Source organism: Citrobacter sp. VF227 (genome assembly GCF_052950715.1).
Window position 1 is genome coordinate 1 of record NZ_JBRFVF010000539.1, and the last position, 444, is coordinate 444.

Below are 444 nucleotides of genomic sequence, written 5' to 3' on the forward strand. Positions count from 1 at the left end.
TAATCCACGCCCATTGCGCGCATGGCGCGTACCATTACCACGTTTCTCGACTGGCCCAGACCCTGACGTAAGCGGATAGGACCAGCATACTGCGGCGGTGAGTTCTTCGGTTGCCAGTCAGAACCGGCACCAGCATCCCAGCGGGGGATCGGCACGTCATTGAGCATGCTCGCCAGCGTCAGACCTTTATCCATCGCGGCGGTATACAGGAAAGGTTTGATGGTAGAACCTACCTGGCGTAACGCCTGGGTGGCACGGTTAAACTTGCTTTGGTTGAAGTCAAAACCACCAACCAGTGCCAGCACCGCGCCGTTTTGCGGATTATGGAGACCAGTGCGGAGTTGACATCCGGCACTTGCGCCAGCCACCAGGCATTGCCAACCTGGCGTACCCAGATTTGCTGTCCGGTTTGTACCACATCGGTCACTTTACGCGGCGTTGGGC

At 57.9% G+C, this 444-nt stretch carries 1 pseudogene; it reads right to left on the minus strand.

Annotated elements, in window-relative coordinates:
• A pseudogene (locus ACU8YC_RS27740) lies at positions 1-444 on the minus strand (penicillin-binding transpeptidase domain-containing protein); the annotation flags it as partial.